This window comes from Lysinibacillus sp. NPDC092081 (assembly GCF_044755845.1).
GTDB lineage: Bacteria > Bacillota > Bacilli > Bacillales_A > Planococcaceae > Lysinibacillus.
The window spans coordinates 1-16,344 of sequence record NZ_JBIVRU010000003.1; the positions used below are offsets into that span (position 1 = coordinate 1).

The following is a 16,344-nucleotide window of genomic DNA, read 5'->3' on the forward strand; positions in this document are numbered from 1 at the left end:
GCTTACCCTACTTCTGAATCAGTTAAAGAAGCAGGTGTAGAAGAGATCGCACAATTCATTGATACACATTGCAAAGCACGTTCGTTTAATTGGGCGCTTGAAAAATCGGAAAAATTGATCGGAGCCGCAGAACGCAATCCATTTCAATCAACTCTTTATCAAAGTCTTCTAGTCAGTTTGAATATGTATATTGATTTACTGCAAGTGTACCACCAACAACTTTCTACGTTGGAGCGTGAGATTGATGAGTTAGCGGCACAACTTGAAGAATATGAATTACTCCAATCAATTCCCGGTATTGGTGAAAAAATCGCTGCAACGATTATTTCAGAAATCGGAGAAATTGATCGGTTTAATCATCCGAAAAAGTTAGTAGCCTTTGCAGGACTAGATCCCAGTGTGTTTGAATCAGGTCGCTTTAAAGGCACGAAAAATCACATTACTAAACGTGGCTCGGCTAGGCTTCGCCACATGCTTTATACAGCTGTTCGTTGTTCTATTCGAGATAGTCGGAAAAAGAAAACAACACCTGAAACTATCGCACGAAATAAGCGATTACGAGCCTTCTACGATTTAAAACGTGAGGAAGGAAAGCCATATAAAGTAGCCATTATTGCTTGTGCAAATAAGCTTTTACATTGGATTTATGCGATTTTAAAAACGAAAACACCATTCCAAGAAACCATATAGTGACAGCATTTTCAAATACAACAAAAACCTTCCAAATTGAATTCGGAGGGTTATTTGGGTTGCGCTTTTTAGTATAGCATGAAGTGTTTTTTAATTTAAAAGATTTTTATTGACAATCTATTAGCTGGTTTAAATCAACATGGACTACCTCAATTTCATAACTTTCCATACCAAGAGAATCTAAAATGTCTCTAAAGTATTCCTCTGTTTGTTCATTGTATTGTGTTTTTCCAATTCTAACTGTAAGGACTTTTTCTTCTGGGCTTAATCCCATAGAGTGTACAGTAAATTTCGCTTGTGCAACATCGAAAATTTTACCAGAAAACATTTCTTCAATACTATTTGCAGTATCGTTCTCTTTAAATTCATCTTGTGCGATAAAGAGGATAAATCCAGTTACAACTATACATAGTCCAATAATAACCTTCTTCAAAAAAATCACCTCCAACTTCTCAATTACAGATTCCTTATTTGGTAATATATTCTATTGTAACAATTCGTCATTCACTTGAAAATGTCTTTCTTTAACTAATCTGCCCCGTTAGCTCAATAAAAAAATGTTGCCGCAGCAACATCTTGATTAACTCTTGCACCCGTTAGTTTAGTTCAATAGTAAAGTTCTATTCAAACAATGGAACTTTTGGGTCTATTCCATAACAATGAATAAGCATAGAGTGTAATTGCCCTCTGTGATGATAAATATGAGCTACAATCTCTAACAACCATTCATATCGTGAGTATGTAACACCCCAAAAAGAAGTAACTTCCTCTTGAAGTTCGACTTCTGTGAAATTCATAAATTTATCTTCTAAAAATTGATGATTTTTTATCAATGCTTCTTTAATCTCATTTAGACTTTTATATGAAACACTTGAATAAAATTTGTTCATCTTGTCTTGAGATGCCCCGTCCGAAATAAGCGAATCAGCTTCACAAATAATAGCAATATGTTCTAACAGCTCTCCTATGGACTGCTTATTAGGTGTTGGCCTTTTGTGCAAGTCATTTTCTGTTAACTTTTCTATCATTTCAACAATTGTCGTTACAGCGACTTTAATTTGATGTAATGCACTCTTACAATATATATTCATTTTATCCTCCTTTACATCAATCCTCTATTCAACTAACCTGCAACGTTAGTTTAAGTACATTTTTTCACAATCTTTACCATTACTTTAACATAAATATCCAATTAAAATCATCTAACCTCTAAGAAATATACAGAGGAGAGATGATTTTAATCAATCTTTATTACAAATTATCGATCTTTATTATAAATAATCAATCTTTATTACAAAGCTACAGTCGGCAGAAAACTTAACAATTAAATATCCTAATTTTAATTTTTATTCATAAATAAAAGCTGAACTAAATTGTTGAGTTAGTTCAGCTTAAAAATACCTTGTTATATTGTTACACATTTTATAAATGATATTGATGTATTAATGATATTACTTTAACTCTTGACTTTTAATAAAACAAAATGGACGTTTTCTTTTTTGGGTAGAATCCTTGTTTCCTTTCCGAAAAAAGTCGTCATATTCCTAAGCGCTACATATTATAGCGAGAAGGTGTTGAATATTTTGTAATTGTATCAATGTTTAAGGATGCTTCATTAAGACTAGGGAGGGGGCTGGGGAAATGAATAATGAGAACAAAGGAAACCATTTTCTATGTGAAGCGCTCTACGACATAAAAGCACTCCAGGATATGATAAAGGAATTTCATTCTAAATATTTTGGTCAGCTGCTTGTAAAAATAGTGGGAAGTGATACGATTCCCTTTTTTTTAATAACACACAACGGTACTCATTTAAGGTTAATGGATACGGTAAAACAATTTGAAACAGAGTTTTTTCGCATAGAGGCAATTGATAGAGAAAGTTGTCGAGGAACTGTTTCACTTTTGCGTGCATATGATTATGAAGGACAGGATACGAATATGATTGCAGAAGTTGTCCGTTTAGAGCGAACATCTACAGAAAAATCCATTGAATTAAGTGGTATATCTGCGATTCAGTTATTAAAGCCTGACATGTTAAAAGGGAAATTTATCATTGAGCCCAAATGGTGATGAAATTTTTAACGGACGCAATTATGCCGAGGAATAATTGAAACTATTTAAATAACATAATAATTAGAGCATTTGTCTAGGTGCACGTTGTATTCATTGAATTTATTAGAGAGAGAATCCTATGAAGGGAAGAGATTAATGAATGACAATTATCGGAATGCTGCATCATCGGTTAGATCCTAGAACTGTTCTTAAGTCATATGCATATGCGGCCGTTGCACAAGCAGAAGGGGCTCAATTTTTTTACTTTACACCAAAAAGCGTTGACTTTGATACACGTTCCATTAGAGGAAAGGTATATGAAAATGGTGATTGGCATGAAAAAATGATGCCTTTCCCAGATGTTATATATAATGCTGGAAGTCCAGAAAAATTATCGGTATCAAAGGACATTATTGAGAAATTGAAAAAAGAAATACCTGTTACAACTTATTCTATAGGGAATAAATGGAATGTTATGAAACGACTTAAAGAAGCAAAGGAATTTGATAAGTATTTAATTCCATCTGAGGTTGTGGAAAATGTTGATTTACTCCATAAATTTATGGCCTTTTATAAAAAAGTCGTATTTAAACCGATAGATGGCCGGAAGGGAAAAGGGATTTATTTTATTTCGAAAGTTGGAAGAACTAACTTTGAGGTAAAAAAAGATAGGGAAACTACTTTTTGTACACAGTCACAGCTAGATGAATTAATTAGAAGGCAACTTTCTACAGGCACCTTTATCGTGCAGCCCTATATTCAATCAAAAACAAAATCAGGTCAAATTTATGATTTTCGTCTTCATGTTCAAAAAAATGGCGAAGGTAAATGGGTTATAACGACGGTTTATCCTCGAATTGCACCAAATGGCTCGATTATACCGAATATTAACAATGGTGGTTTTACGAATTATTTAGATCCTTTTCTAGAGCAGGAATTTAAAGAAGATGCTTATGATATTCGGCGTATGTTAGAGCATTTTTCCTTGTCACTGGCTCGCCATTTAGATGAAATCCAGATGGAACAATTTGGAGAGGTTATTGATGAAATTGGCATTGATATAGGCTTAGATGAGCAAAGAAAAATTTGGATGTATGAAGTAAACTGGCGACCAGGTTGCCCTCCTGCTTTTTATTTAGAATTAGATGTGGTCATCAATACTATAAGGTATGCAATGTACCTTGCTAAGAACCAGAAGCAAATCAAAAGGGAAATTAGACAATATAGGAAAAATAAGGATTCATCCGAAGTGAAGGCTTTAGAAGAAACTTTAGAAGAGGTTTTAGTAGAAGAAAAAGCTTTACCAGAAGAAAAGATTTTAGCTGAAGAAAAGGCTTTACCGATTATCGCGATTACCGGCAGTGCTGGGAAAACGACATCAAAAGCATTCCTAGCCTCCATTTTATCGGAAAAATGGAATATCTTTGAGTCAAAAGATTATTGGAATACAACAGAGCATACGAAAAAACATAAAGAAGAAATTAATGCTTCGCATGAGGCTGTTGTGCTTGAGTACGGGATGGCTTATCCAGGTATCATTACAAATCACTGTAGCATTATCCAACCAAATATTAGTATTATCACCAATATTGGTTTAGCTCATGTGGGCAACTTTGATGGAGATATTAAAGGAGTGGCCAAGGCAAAGTCGGAATTAATACATGGAATGGACCAAACCGGTTTATTAATATTGAATAAGGACGATGATAATTCTAAGTATTTAGAGACACAGCAATTTAAAGGGAAAATTTTAACTGTTGGTATTCATAATACAGCGGACTATCAAGCTTATGATATTCAATATAAAGACATCGGTATGACCTTTAAAATAATCCTGCATGGACAGGAAATTGTAATGTATATCCCAATATTAGGAGAGCATCATGTTTTTAATGCGCTTAATGCCGTTGCGGTTGCAGATTATTTAGGGTTTAGTCCAGAAGATATTAAAGCAGGGCTAAATTTCAAAAAACCACCTAGAAGATTAACAATTTATAACTGTCGCGATGACATTACATTAATTGACGATACTGTTCACTCTCACCCTCAGGGCGTACGTGCTGCTATAGATGTTCTTACAAATATAGCGAAGAAACGTAAAGTTGCTATTATTGGTCAAATGCGAGAATTAGGGGATTTGAGGGAAGAGGAATATCGTAAAGTGGGCGAATACATTTACGAGCAAGATATAGATTTATTCATCACTTATGGTTTCAGAACAGAGGAAATGGGAGCAGCAGCGAAGGCAGAAGGAATGGATCCTTCTAAAATTTATCATTTCCTTGATAAGGAAAAATTGCATGAACTCTTAGAGAAAGTGATACAACCTCACGACACCATTTTAGTAAAGGGTGCTAGTAAAACGAATATGTTTGATACGGTTAAATTTTTAGATCAAAAATATCAAGAATAAATAAAAAAGCCCGAGTAATTGACCTTTTAAAGGAAACAATTATTCGGGATATTTTTTTTCAGAAAGTATTTTAAATCTAAGATACTTTTAGAATGAACTTTATTTCTTTTGCGGCGTTAATGGCTTTATTTTTAGCTTCCGCTAATGTTGTGCCTTCCGCAATTACATATGCATAACGATGTCCCATCGATAAAGGAGGGGTCAGCAATGTCCCTCTTTTCGGCTTCACATATACATCCACAACTCCTGGTGTATTAGTTGCTTTATTTCTTCCAATAACTTTTTCTAAAATACCCTTACTTTCAACAATGACGTATTTAGTATAGACAAACTTTCTATGCTTTGGATTGATATCGGGGCGTTCACCTAAAAATAATTTAAGTGTTTCTTCCACTAAATTAAATCCAAAAGCGGCGTGAAGCATAGTATTCATTGCTCCCCCTGAGATTCGTGGATTAATCTCAATAAGCTTCCAGCCATCCTTTGTTAAACGAAGCTCTAAATGCAGAGCACCATTTTCGATGTTAAATGCTTTAACAATAGATTGGAGAACTTCCTCAAGACCAGTTTGAATTTCTTTAGGAGCTTTAACGAGAACACCATAACCAGTAATGATAAAACGTTTACCTTGAGTAATTTCTTGTTCAATAATACCGATGACATGAGCTTGCCGTTTATAGACAAGTGCTTCTACTAAATATTGCGGACCTTCGATATATTCTTCAATCATTATTGTTTCACGAGGATTTTTGCTTCTCAGATGGCTCAGGTGTTTCTTCAGTTGGTCTGAGTCGTTTGCTAACAAAACATCTTTGGAGCCTGTTGATTTTGGAGATTTCACAATAAGTGGAAATGCCATGTTATTTGAGAAGGACTCATTTGGCTTGAGAAGAAAAAACTTAGGAGAATAAGGTTGGTTCTTTAAAAAGTTTCTAGTTTTTTCTTTATCCTCCATCATTTCAATAGCTGTTGAAGATGTATAGTTGTCACAAAATTCATCACATAAAATTGAGGCAATATGGACAAAAGGATCGACAAAACTAACAATAGATTTTATTTCTAACCCAGTTTTAGTTAAATTATAAATTTCATCTTTCATGTCTTCTATATTCGAAGTATCAATAAGAATCATTTTATGAATATCTGGGTAGGCTTTTCTCTGTTGTAACTGCTTTTCGTTGTTTGTAAAAAGGACTGTAAAATAACCTAATTTTTCTGCTGCTCTTGTTGCTTCACGACTTGACCCGGATTTGTTAGTGCCGATAAATATAATCGTTTTCAGGTATATCACTCCTTCTATTGTTACTTAGATGCTTAATCAACTATATATATATGCGAAGAAATAGTTTTCCTCTAGTTATGTATCTCGCATACATCCAAGCAACTTTTAAGAAGCTACATATACTAGAGTGGAAAGGAGGGAAAAATAATATGAAGCCTCTTACGGTGCAGAATTTAACAGTCATTACTGCAGGTCATTTAGTGCAAGGGTCGGAGGAAGTGTTAATTCAACATGGCGCTTATCGACTGAAGCAAGTGAAAAGACCAAATACCGCCCTTTTTACAAGTAAGCCTATTGTCAACTGGGAAATACTTGAGCCATTTTATCCTTTAGTGCTTGTAACGGATAGACTATATAGAAAAAATGAAATACCTGAGCAAATAATCATCATTAGAGTAGAAGATACAGATGAGGCCTATTGGAAGTTTATAAATTTTTATCGCAATCAATTTAATATCCCTGTCGTAGCCATTACTGGTACTTCTGGTAAATCGACGACGAAGGAAATGATCAAACATATACTTTCTGCAGAAAAAAAAGTAGCATCCACACCACTTAGTAGTAATTCTAGAACTGCTTCTTTGCAATATTTACTGAATATTGATGATCATACCGACGCAGCCGTTTTTGAAACTGCTGTTGGTTCACCGGGGGACATCCGACTTGCGGGGGAATATTTCAAGCCGACTATTGGGATTATTACAAATATAGGAGCACATCATTTAAATTATTGTAAAACTTTAGAGGGGTATATCCAAGCAAAGGGTGAAATGTTGGACATTATTAGTCCTACAGGCTCCTTAATCCTTAATGATGATGATATCAACACAAGTAAAATAGATTTATCGAAGTTTAAAGGACGCATTATTAAAGTAGGCAAGCATCCATCCTGTGATTTTAGAGCAAGTAATATTCGCTATCACGAAAATGGTATGCTGTTCAACGTTCATCACAAAAAGAAACTCTATGAAATTTTTGTGCCAGGTTTTGGCGAACACCAAGTGTATAATGCGCTTGCTGCGATAGCAGCTATTTATGAAATGGGATTGCCAATTTCTTTAGCAGCAGAACAACTGCAATCATACCGAAAATTGAATAAGCAGCTTCAGGTGTTTAAGGGTATTAATAATTCCATATTACTAGATGATACATGGAATATTACGACTACTTCTTTGGAAGCAGGATTAAAGGTTTTGAAAGCGCTCGGAGAAGGCAAGAAAACGATTGCCATTATTGGGACGATAACAGATTTAGGGTCTTGGGGATATATCATTCACGAGCAAGCGGGAGAATTAATTAGTCAAATTGGGGTCGATGTACTCATTACGATAGGGGAACATGCAAGCATTATGGCGCTTCATGCCATTGAGGAAGGGCTGAGTTCACCTGTGTATATTTTTAAAAATAGTACGCGCGTCTATAAATTGTTAGAAGAAATTGTAGATGAAAATACGATTCTTTTCATTAAAGGAGATATGTATAGTAAAGAAATTTCTAAGTTGGCAGATGATTTAAAAATAAAAAAATCATCTACTTCCGAATAGATTTCACCTAGATAATTGTTATTTTTCATCATTTACTAGAATGAGCATATCTATAGTCAATTGCTAGAAATGCATAAACTATGTTACTCATTTATTTAGAAATATACTTTATAGAAAGGGGGCGTAGTTAACTTGCAACATATAAGTGTGAGCGATATAAGAAAATTATTGCAAGGAGAATTATTAAGTGGTTCGGAACGCTGGTCTGTAAAACATGCAATTTACTATAACCGACATGAACTGACTCAAAATCATACACTTATGTTTGTTAGTAAAAGTGATAAAATCAACTGGCAAGAAATAGATCAAAAGGGACCATCTCTAGTCATTTCTGATAAATCATCAGAGGAATTGAAAAATGCGCTGAAGAATACGACCGTTATACGCGTCAAAAGTATTTTGCACGCCTATTGGAAATTTATGGGTTATTACAGAGATCTATTTCAAATACCAGTCGTTGCTTTGACTGGAACATGTGGTAAAACGACAACAAAAGAAATGATTAAACACATAGCTAGTAAGGAATGGAATGTTCAAGCATCTGTCAGCAGTAAAAATGAACCTCGACAATCCTTACCGTACTTGACTGGCATCGATCAGAAAACAAAAGCAGCTATCTTTGAATTAGGACTGGGGAATATAGGGAATATTAAACACCAATGTATGATCTATCAACCTACGATTGGTATTATTACGAATATTGGTGTCCATCATTTAGATGGATGCAATAATCTTGATGGCTATATCAAAGCAAAGGCTGAAATTGTAGAAGGCATTAGAAAAGATGGCACGTTAATCATTAATGGTGATGATGCAAACATTAAAAAAATCCCCCTAAATAAATTTAAAGGAAAAATTATTACCTTTGGCGTCAACGAAAAGGCAGATTATCAAGCTACGAATATACAATTCACAAAAGGCGGCATGAAATTTGTACTAAAAGTGTCAAATGACAAATACAATTTATTTGTTCCAGGATACGGAGAACACCAAGTATATAATGCATTAGCGGCTATAGCTGCGGTAAAGGAAATGGGACTTTCCATTGCTGTCGCAATTTCGCAATTAAAAACATTCAAAGCAATGGCAAGACACTTAGAATTTTCAACAGGCATCGGTGAATGTACTATAGTAGATGATACTTGGACAAATAACCCGACTTCTGTTGAAGCGGCACTAAAGGTTTTAGATACGATAGGAAAAGGGAAGAAAGTAATTCTTATTTTAGGTGACATTAAGAGGTTAGGAAATTTCGAAGAAAAATATCATCGAGAGATTGGCACAATGGTCGCGAAAAGAAATGTTGATACGCTTATTACTATTGGCAATAGAGCAGAAAATATTGCGAACCAAGCGTTGAAGGAAGGCACCAAGGCAGATGTTCATATGTTTAAAGATGTTACAGGCGTTTTAGATGTACTAAAGCATAAGCTAGATAGTGAAACCATTGTACTTATTAAAGGCCCGATGTCCAGTAAATCTATGATAGAATTTGCGAATCAATTAAAAAATAAAAAATAAGCTAGAAAAAGAAGTATTCCCAATAGAGGAATACTTCTTTTTTTTTATTATAAAACACGACGGGCTGTTACATAGTTTTGATTTGCCCATGTTGAAGTTAAGCTTTGTTTTACAACATTATTAGTTGTCATACTAATAAATTGATTATTACCAAGATAAATGCCTGTTTGTGTAATATCTTTTCCACCATTGTTAGTAGAGAAGAAAATAAGATCTCCTTTTTGTAACTGTGCTTTTTCCACTTTAGTCCCAACTAATGCTTGTCTGCTTGCTAATTTATCTTTTAAATCAATCCCTTGCTGTTTAAAAACATAGTAGGTAAATCCTGCGCTCGTAAACGTAAGTGAGCTTTCATCATACGAATAGCCAAACTTTGCTTTACTACTCAAATTTGAGGCAGCAGAGATGATTTTATCAGCAGTAGTAGAAGGCGTGCTAGGGCCTGGATTTGGAGCTGGAGCTGTAGTTGAGTTATCTGACGTAACACGTTTTGCAGTAATATAATGCTGATTATAATAGTCAACGAACAATACTCTTGTCGTAATACCACTTGAACTTGGAATCATTATACGTTGGTCCCCAGCATAAATGGCTACAAGTGAAGGTGTTTGAGAGCCTGCGACACTATTAAAGAAAATTAAATCACCTTTCTTTAAATTAGCACGTGAAACTGTCGTTCCTAGATTCATTTGTTCCTTTAAATTTGTAGTACCAAGGTTTACGCCACTTTTACGATAAACATACTCTACAAACCCAGGCCCTGTAAAACGTAGACTCTGTTCACTATTCGTTGTACCCATAGTTACTTTATCCTTATAGCTATAAGCGCTTTCAACGATTTTATCGCCTTTTGTTGCAGGATTAGCTGAAAGTAATGTAGGTAAAACTCTGCGGGCACCTACATAATTATCCGTATAATATGGCTTACTATTTAAATCTGAAATAACAATATTTTGTTGGGAATCAGCCATGTGAATCATTTTATTGTCCCCGATATACATACCAACATGGTCAGGGTCTGTCCCAGTTTTTTTACTCTTAAAGAATAGTAAATCACCTTTTTGTAATTGATTTCTGTTAACAGATGTTCCTTGCTGTAACATATAATCTTCATTATAGGTCGCAAGGTCTACACCATTTTTCTCGAAAATGTACATGAGAAATGAAGCACAAGAAAATTTATAAGGATATGTAGCCTTGTATTCGGAATTGCTGTATGTCGCCTTACCAATTAAGCTTTTTCCAGTTTGAATTAGTTGATCCGCTTTCGCATTAACTGCTTGTGCGTTATTCAGGGCATTTGTTGTTGCAGCTTCAACTTCTATAGGGTGAACAGTTGGCTGTACCATCCCTACTGTGCTAAAACCGATTGTCAATGCTAATGTTGTTGTTAAAAATCGTTTATTCATGTTGTTAATTTCCTCCTGAAGCTATTGTTAGGATTAATCCTGATTTGGTTTGTCACTGGAATTAATCGTAGCATGAAAAAGTAGGGCTTCTTTGAGGTAATTGTTACCACGGTGGATAGGAGTTGGCTGCAAACATCTGATATAAAAGGCTTCATCGCCTTAATTTACAGTTTTATTACAAATGTTTCAGTTGGGTGAAGTGTTTGTAGAAACGAAAGAAGGAGGATGTCGATAAAATTCAGAAGTTGGGTGATAATACGCGAAAGTTAATCGATAAAACTAAAAAGTTGGGCGAAAAAACATAAAAGTGTTCCGATAAAATTAAAAAGTTGGATGACATTTTGTTAAAACGTCAACTGTCATGTTTTTAATAGCATGTCAGTTGAATAGAAATTAACTTCTATTCAACTGTGTTCTTATCAATTATGCCTCGGCATAATTGCGTCCGGAGTCGGCTTTGTGCTTAGGCCTGCGTGATGCAGGTCAGTTAGCCGTTATCGCAAGGATGCGATGATTTTAGGCTAACATCCTATGTGAACTCCTTTCCGATTACGTGACATCCGCCGGAGGCTTTGGGCCAACGTGATGTTGGTCACTCAGTCTTTGCCGCAGGACGTGGCGTTCTTAGACTGAGTTCATCTATTTCAGCGGATGTTTGGACATTTGCTGAAAGGAGTTAGATTTCCTGAATCATCTCCACTCTATTACCGAATGGATCTCTAAATTCAAAGCGTTCAAAATGAGGAATAGGAACTGAATCGAAAATTTCTACATGTTGTTCGGTTAATACCTTCTTCCAATGTTCTATATTTTCTACTTGATAGGCAATATGAGCCTTTGTCGTTAATCTATCAAAGCCGTCCTCTGTCCCTACATGGACCTCTTTATTGCCGATCTGTAACCAAAATCCACCTCGTCCTTTCAGCGAATCAGGCTTTTCTATTTCTTTTAGTCCTAATACTTGACAGTAAAAATGTTTCCCTTTTTCTTCTTCACCTTTTGGAATTGTTATTTGAACGTGATGTAAGCCTATAACCATTTTTTCTCCTCCTATAATTCATATCGATATATACTTCTAGAATAATTTTGCTAAATCCTTTAATTTGACGAATGAATAGTATTTTCCTTCATGAATGGAGTCTTTATAAAACCAGTAAGAAGTATAAGGGAATAGGCCAATAGGAGCCATGAGGCGAAATAACGATCTAAATCAGGCGATATATTCGGAAAAACATTGTCGAAAACTAATAATACGACTGCATCGATGAGCATTCCAGGTAATGCGATGCAGATTGCAGCCAGTAGTCGCTGTGTACCTTTTATTTTTTTCATAGAATAAATAGGTATTGTCGATATCCAAATAAGCGGAATAACTAAAATATAAGCACCAATCATGAGGAAAGGTTCTTCAAGGGTAAAAAAGTAATGCCCTACTAATCGAAACGCAGCACTTGCTATAAACCAAATCCCAAAACCCCAGCATAAAAAGAATCGCATATTTTCCTCCTCTAATTATTTTCCTAGACGATGCAATGTCTGAAAGATTTTTGCTAATTGCTGATAGAATACATCTACATTGAAATCGTCCCGCATCATCACTTGTAAGGCTAAACCATCAATAAGGGCGTTGAAAAAAATGCTCCAAGTTTCCATCGACACGCCATCAATTGGTGATGTACCCCATAATTTAACTAAAACTTTGCATAAATGTTCATTTTCAGCCGCTAAAATTTGTCCAATTTGCTGTCTAATAGTCGGGTTAGTAAAGCCATAAACGATTAAAGTGAAAAATAATTTATGATAAAAGGCATCGTTTTCATATCGACTTTTTGCAGAGAGAAGTGCAGATTGAATCATTTCTTGATCAGTCATCAGAATCTCATTCCAAGAATTTCGACAGATGTCTTGAACAATTTCGAGAATGATTTGCTCTTTCGATTTGAAATGATAATAAATAGTTCCTTGTGTTACACTAGCTTGCTCAGCAACGGCCTTTAAGGTAAATTTTTCAATCCCTTTTTCTACTAAACTTTGCTTGGCAGCCATTAATAAATCTGACTTTTCGACACCAGTAGGTTTTGCCATTCATCTATACCTCCGTTATTATTAGTTAGTCGAATAACTAACTCTAAAATAACAGAATATTCCACTATTTACAAGTTTGTTTTAGTAACGGGGGATCATGCTGCTAGTCTTCGATGATTTCATATGTTCGGGATAGTAGCAGCATGAGGAATCGAATAAAGCTGAAAATAAATCTACTTTTCAGAAAAATATATGTTATAGTAAAACATAATTAAATATTGTGTAAGAGTTGGTGCCGAATGAAAGTTTGGCTTAAAAGGGAAGTCGGTGCAAATCCGACGCTGTCCCGCAACTGTAAATCGGAGCAAATCACAATTGCCACTGGGAAACTGGGAAGGCTGTGATGCGTGTTGATGAGAAGCCAGGAGACCTGCCAATATCTAGTACACACCAAATACCTACGTGGAAATAGGTGGTGAGATGTGACCGTATCGGCCCTGTGCGACAATGAATCATGCGATATTTCGAAAGAATTTCGTATTGTTTCTTGATAGCTAATTTTGATATGCAATGACAGCCATTTTCCGAAAGAGGAGAATGGCTTTTTTTTATTTTGAATGATAGGAGAGAATAACATGGCGTATACAAGTACTACAGTTGGTTATCCGTATATCGGAGAAGATCGTGAATGGAAAAAGGCTCTAGAGGCTTTTTGGAAAAATGAGCTTTCAGAAGATGAATTATTGCAGAACTTAAAGGATATTCGCCTAGCACGAATAAATAAGCAGCTCCGCCTCGGCATAGACATGATTACTGTTGGAGATTTCACACTCTATGACAGAATGTTGGATACAGCAATGATGTTTGGCTTAGTTCCAAAGCGCTTTGAGTGGCAAGGAGACAGAGTTGATTTACAAACATACTACGGGGTAGCTCGCGGTAGCCAAAAAGCCGTAGCCAGTGAAATGACGAAATGGTTTAATACAAACTATCATTATATTGTGCCAGAATATGAAGGACAATCTTTGCAATTAACAGAAAATAAAATATTGGCAGACTTTTTAGAGGCTAAAGAAGCGTTTGGTATCACAGCAAAGCCTACATTAATTGGCCCATATACTTTTTGTAAATTAACAAAAGGCTATGACAAACTATCGCAGGTTACATTTATTTTAGCATTACTACCACTTTATACGCAGGTCTTAAAGGAGCTAGTGGATGCTGGTGCAGAGTGGATTCAATTAGAGGAGCCTGTTCTTGTCACAACACTAGACGAAGCGGAGGTTAAACTTGTTCAAGAGATATATACACAATTAGCTGCATCAGTACCCGAGGCTAAAATTATGCTACAAACATATTTCGAATCATTATCGGCATACGAGTCAATTGTGGAACTTCCTGTTCAAGGAATTGGTTTAGACTTTGCACATGGCTATGGCAAAAATATGGAGGCATTACGTCAATTTGGCTTCCCACAAGATAAAGTATTAGCGGTTGGTATTATAAATGGACGAGATATTTGGCGCTCCAATCTAGCAGAGGTTAGCTCAACTATTAAAGCTATTGAACAGTTGAGTGGTGCTAAAGAAATATGGATTCAATCTTCGTGTAATTTACAGCATGTTCCAATTACAACTGCTCTTGAAACAAAGATCGATCCAGTTCTTAAGAATGCTCTTTCTTTTGCAGATGAAAAATTAGTTGAAATCTTTGAAGTAACAAAATATTTACAAGACACAGGCAGTCCTTCAAATCAGAAAATATCTGAAAGTATGAAGGCGATTGAAGCGTTGAAAAATCACCCAACTCGTCAAAATAGAGATGTTCAACAAGCGATTCGAACAGTGGCAGCACAAGATTTTGAACGCCAGAGTGATTTTAAAACACGTCAAAAGATTCAGCTACAAGCCTTACAATTACCGCTGTTTCCAACGACAACAATTGGGAGCTTTCCGCAATCAGACGAAGTTAAACGTACACGAAGTGCATGGCGAAAAAAACAACTTTCTAATGAGGATTATGCAGCGTTTGTAGAACAAGAGACAAAGCGTTGGATTACTATTCAAGAGGAATTAGATATCGACGTTTTTGTACACGGTGAATTTGAGCGCACAGATATGGTTGAATATTTCGGGGAAAAACTTACTGGTTTTGCATTTACGGAGAAAGCATGGGTTGCATCATATGGCTCTCGCTGTGTGAAGCCACCGATTATTTACGGTGACGTTGCATGGGAAGTACCGATGACTGTCAAAGAAACAGCCTATGCCCAAAGCCAAACGAATCGCTATGTAAAGGGGATGCTCACAGGCCCTGTGACAATTTTAAATTGGTCCTTTGTACGAGATGATATTTCACGAAAGGATGTATCATATCAGATTGCTTTGGCACTTCGAAAAGAGGTGGAAGCACTAGAAGCTGCGGATATTTCTATTATTCAGGTTGATGAACCAGCATTACGAGAGGGCTTGCCACTTCGTAAAAAAAATTGGGGATCTTACTTAGAGTGGACGGTGAATGCTTTTAAACTTGCTACATCTAGTGTAAAGGATGAAACACAAATTCATACACATATGTGCTATTGTGAATTTAATGATTTTATTGAGCCAATTAGTGCATTGGATGCTGATGTAATTTCAATCGAAACGTCACGTAGCCATGGCGAGCTGATTTCTTCTCTGCAAGTAAATCCGTATGAAAAAGGGATTGGGCTAGGCGTTTATGACATCCATAGTCCACGTGTACCGAGTGAAGAAGAAATGCTGAGTATAATGCAGGATAGCTTACAGGTTTTATCAAAAAATCAATTTTGGGTGAATCCTGACTGTGGTTTAAAAACAAGGAAGGAAACAGAAACAGTTGCAGCACTGGCGCATATGGTAGCTGCGGCAAAAACTCTCCGTCAACAAGTCCAACAATCCATACTTTAAGTAGAAACTTGACTTCTTAATAAGAGGTCAGGTTTTCTTTATATTCGGCAGAAATTTTTATAGTAAAAGTGAAGTGACAACTACAGAAGAAATTTTACCGAAGATAGCTACGTCGAGGCAGTGCAAAGACCAATCAAACAGACGGTTAGATGGTAGAAATACTCGATTATACCATTTTCTAGCTTAAGTATTGCTCAACACCGTCATAATCCATTAACTCACGATATTCACGTAATGTAAAAGCTTTACTATTCCGTTTTAACTTCTTTCAGCGGGTGTCCAAACACCCGCTGAAATAGAGGAACTCAGTCTAATAACGCCACGTCATGTGGCAACGACTGTGTGACAAACATCGTGTTAGCCAATGTCAAGGAATCGGAAAGGATTTAGTAAAGGATGTTAGCCTAAAATCATTGCATCCATGCGATAACGGCTAACTGACCTGCAACATGTTGTTGCCGCTGCCGCTTCGCTT

13 protein-coding genes and 1 riboswitch are annotated in these 16,344 nt (G+C 35.9%); of the genes, 6 read left to right on the forward strand and 7 right to left on the reverse strand.

Going from position 1 to position 16,344, the window contains the following annotated elements; translation table 11 throughout:
- On the forward strand, positions 1–690 hold a 690-nt coding region (locus ACIQLB_RS07405), incomplete at its 5' end, for an IS110 family RNA-guided transposase (RefSeq protein WP_400723144.1).
- A 106-nt stretch (positions 691–796) separates the two neighbouring features.
- Here ACIQLB_RS07405 and ACIQLB_RS07410 read toward each other — a convergent pair.
- Together ACIQLB_RS07410 and ACIQLB_RS07415 are read right to left on the reverse strand one after the other, a co-directional pair.
- Complete coding sequence (locus ACIQLB_RS07410; protein ID WP_400723147.1) at positions 797–1,123, reverse strand: YolC/YozM family protein; 327 nt, start codon at positions 1,121–1,123, stop codon at positions 797–799.
- Positions 1,124–1,310: 187 nt separating this feature from the next.
- Positions 1,311–1,781 (reverse strand): DinB family protein, encoded by a 471-nt coding sequence (locus ACIQLB_RS07415; RefSeq protein WP_400723150.1) that lies wholly within the window; start codon positions 1,779–1,781, stop codon positions 1,311–1,313.
- 550 nt (positions 1,782–2,331) lie between these two features.
- Here ACIQLB_RS07415 and ACIQLB_RS07420 point away from each other — a divergent pair.
- The gene (locus ACIQLB_RS07420; RefSeq protein WP_400723153.1) at positions 2,332–2,763 is read left to right on the forward strand and encodes a hypothetical protein; all 432 of its coding nucleotides are present in this window, start codon (positions 2,332–2,334) and stop codon (positions 2,761–2,763) included.
- A 142-nt stretch (positions 2,764–2,905) separates the two neighbouring features.
- Positions 2,906–5,158, forward strand: coding sequence for a YheC/YheD family protein (locus ACIQLB_RS07425; protein WP_400723156.1), 2,253 nt, complete (start codon positions 2,906–2,908; stop codon positions 5,156–5,158).
- A gap of 76 nt (positions 5,159–5,234) precedes the next feature.
- On the opposite strand, the gene ACIQLB_RS07430 is transcribed toward ACIQLB_RS07425, so the two are convergent.
- Positions 5,235–6,440 (reverse strand): ATP-grasp domain-containing protein, encoded by a 1,206-nt coding sequence (locus ACIQLB_RS07430; RefSeq protein WP_400724035.1) that lies wholly within the window; start codon positions 6,438–6,440, stop codon positions 5,235–5,237.
- 149 nt (positions 6,441–6,589) lie between these two features.
- Between ACIQLB_RS07430 and ACIQLB_RS07435 the strand changes: the two genes are divergently transcribed.
- Both ACIQLB_RS07435 and ACIQLB_RS07440 read left to right on the forward strand, forming a co-directional pair.
- On the forward strand, positions 6,590–7,984 hold the full coding sequence (locus tag ACIQLB_RS07435) for a UDP-N-acetylmuramoyl-tripeptide--D-alanyl-D-alanine ligase (protein WP_400723159.1): 1,395 nt from the start codon (positions 6,590–6,592) through the stop codon (positions 7,982–7,984).
- A gap of 132 nt (positions 7,985–8,116) precedes the next feature.
- Positions 8,117–9,505 carry a UDP-N-acetylmuramoyl-tripeptide--D-alanyl-D-alanine ligase gene (locus ACIQLB_RS07440; RefSeq protein WP_400723162.1) on the forward strand — a complete coding sequence of 463 codons (1,389 nt, stop codon included), beginning with the start codon at positions 8,117–8,119 and terminating at the stop codon, positions 9,503–9,505.
- Positions 9,506–9,552: 47 nt separating this feature from the next.
- Here the strand turns inward: ACIQLB_RS07440 and ACIQLB_RS07445 are convergent, their stop codons facing one another.
- The 4 genes from ACIQLB_RS07445 to ACIQLB_RS07460 all read right to left on the reverse strand — a co-directional run bounded on the left by ACIQLB_RS07445 (position 9,553) and on the right by ACIQLB_RS07460 (position 12,999).
- Positions 9,553–10,914 (reverse strand): C40 family peptidase, encoded by a 1,362-nt coding sequence (locus tag ACIQLB_RS07445; RefSeq protein ID WP_400723165.1) that lies wholly within the window; start codon positions 10,912–10,914, stop codon positions 9,553–9,555.
- Positions 10,915–11,590: 676 nt separating this feature from the next.
- Positions 11,591–11,953, reverse strand: a complete 363-nt coding sequence (locus ACIQLB_RS07450; RefSeq protein WP_400723168.1) for a VOC family protein — start codon at positions 11,951–11,953, stop codon at positions 11,591–11,593.
- Between the two features lie 59 nt (positions 11,954–12,012).
- Positions 12,013–12,411 (reverse strand): DUF5367 domain-containing protein, encoded by a 399-nt coding sequence (locus ACIQLB_RS07455; RefSeq protein WP_400723171.1) that lies wholly within the window; start codon positions 12,409–12,411, stop codon positions 12,013–12,015.
- A gap of 15 nt (positions 12,412–12,426) precedes the next feature.
- Positions 12,427–12,999, reverse strand: a complete 573-nt coding sequence (locus tag ACIQLB_RS07460; RefSeq protein WP_400723174.1) for a TetR/AcrR family transcriptional regulator — start codon at positions 12,997–12,999, stop codon at positions 12,427–12,429.
- 213 nt (positions 13,000–13,212) lie between these two features.
- Positions 13,213–13,391, forward strand: a riboswitch (cobalamin riboswitch).
- A gap of 183 nt (positions 13,392–13,574) precedes the next feature.
- On the opposite strand from ACIQLB_RS07460, the gene metE reads away from it, so the two are divergent.
- Positions 13,575–15,869, forward strand: coding sequence for a 5-methyltetrahydropteroyltriglutamate--homocysteine S-methyltransferase (gene metE / locus ACIQLB_RS07465; RefSeq protein ID WP_400723176.1), 2,295 nt, complete (start codon positions 13,575–13,577; stop codon positions 15,867–15,869).
- The last annotated feature ends 475 nt before the right edge of the window (positions 15,870–16,344 follow it).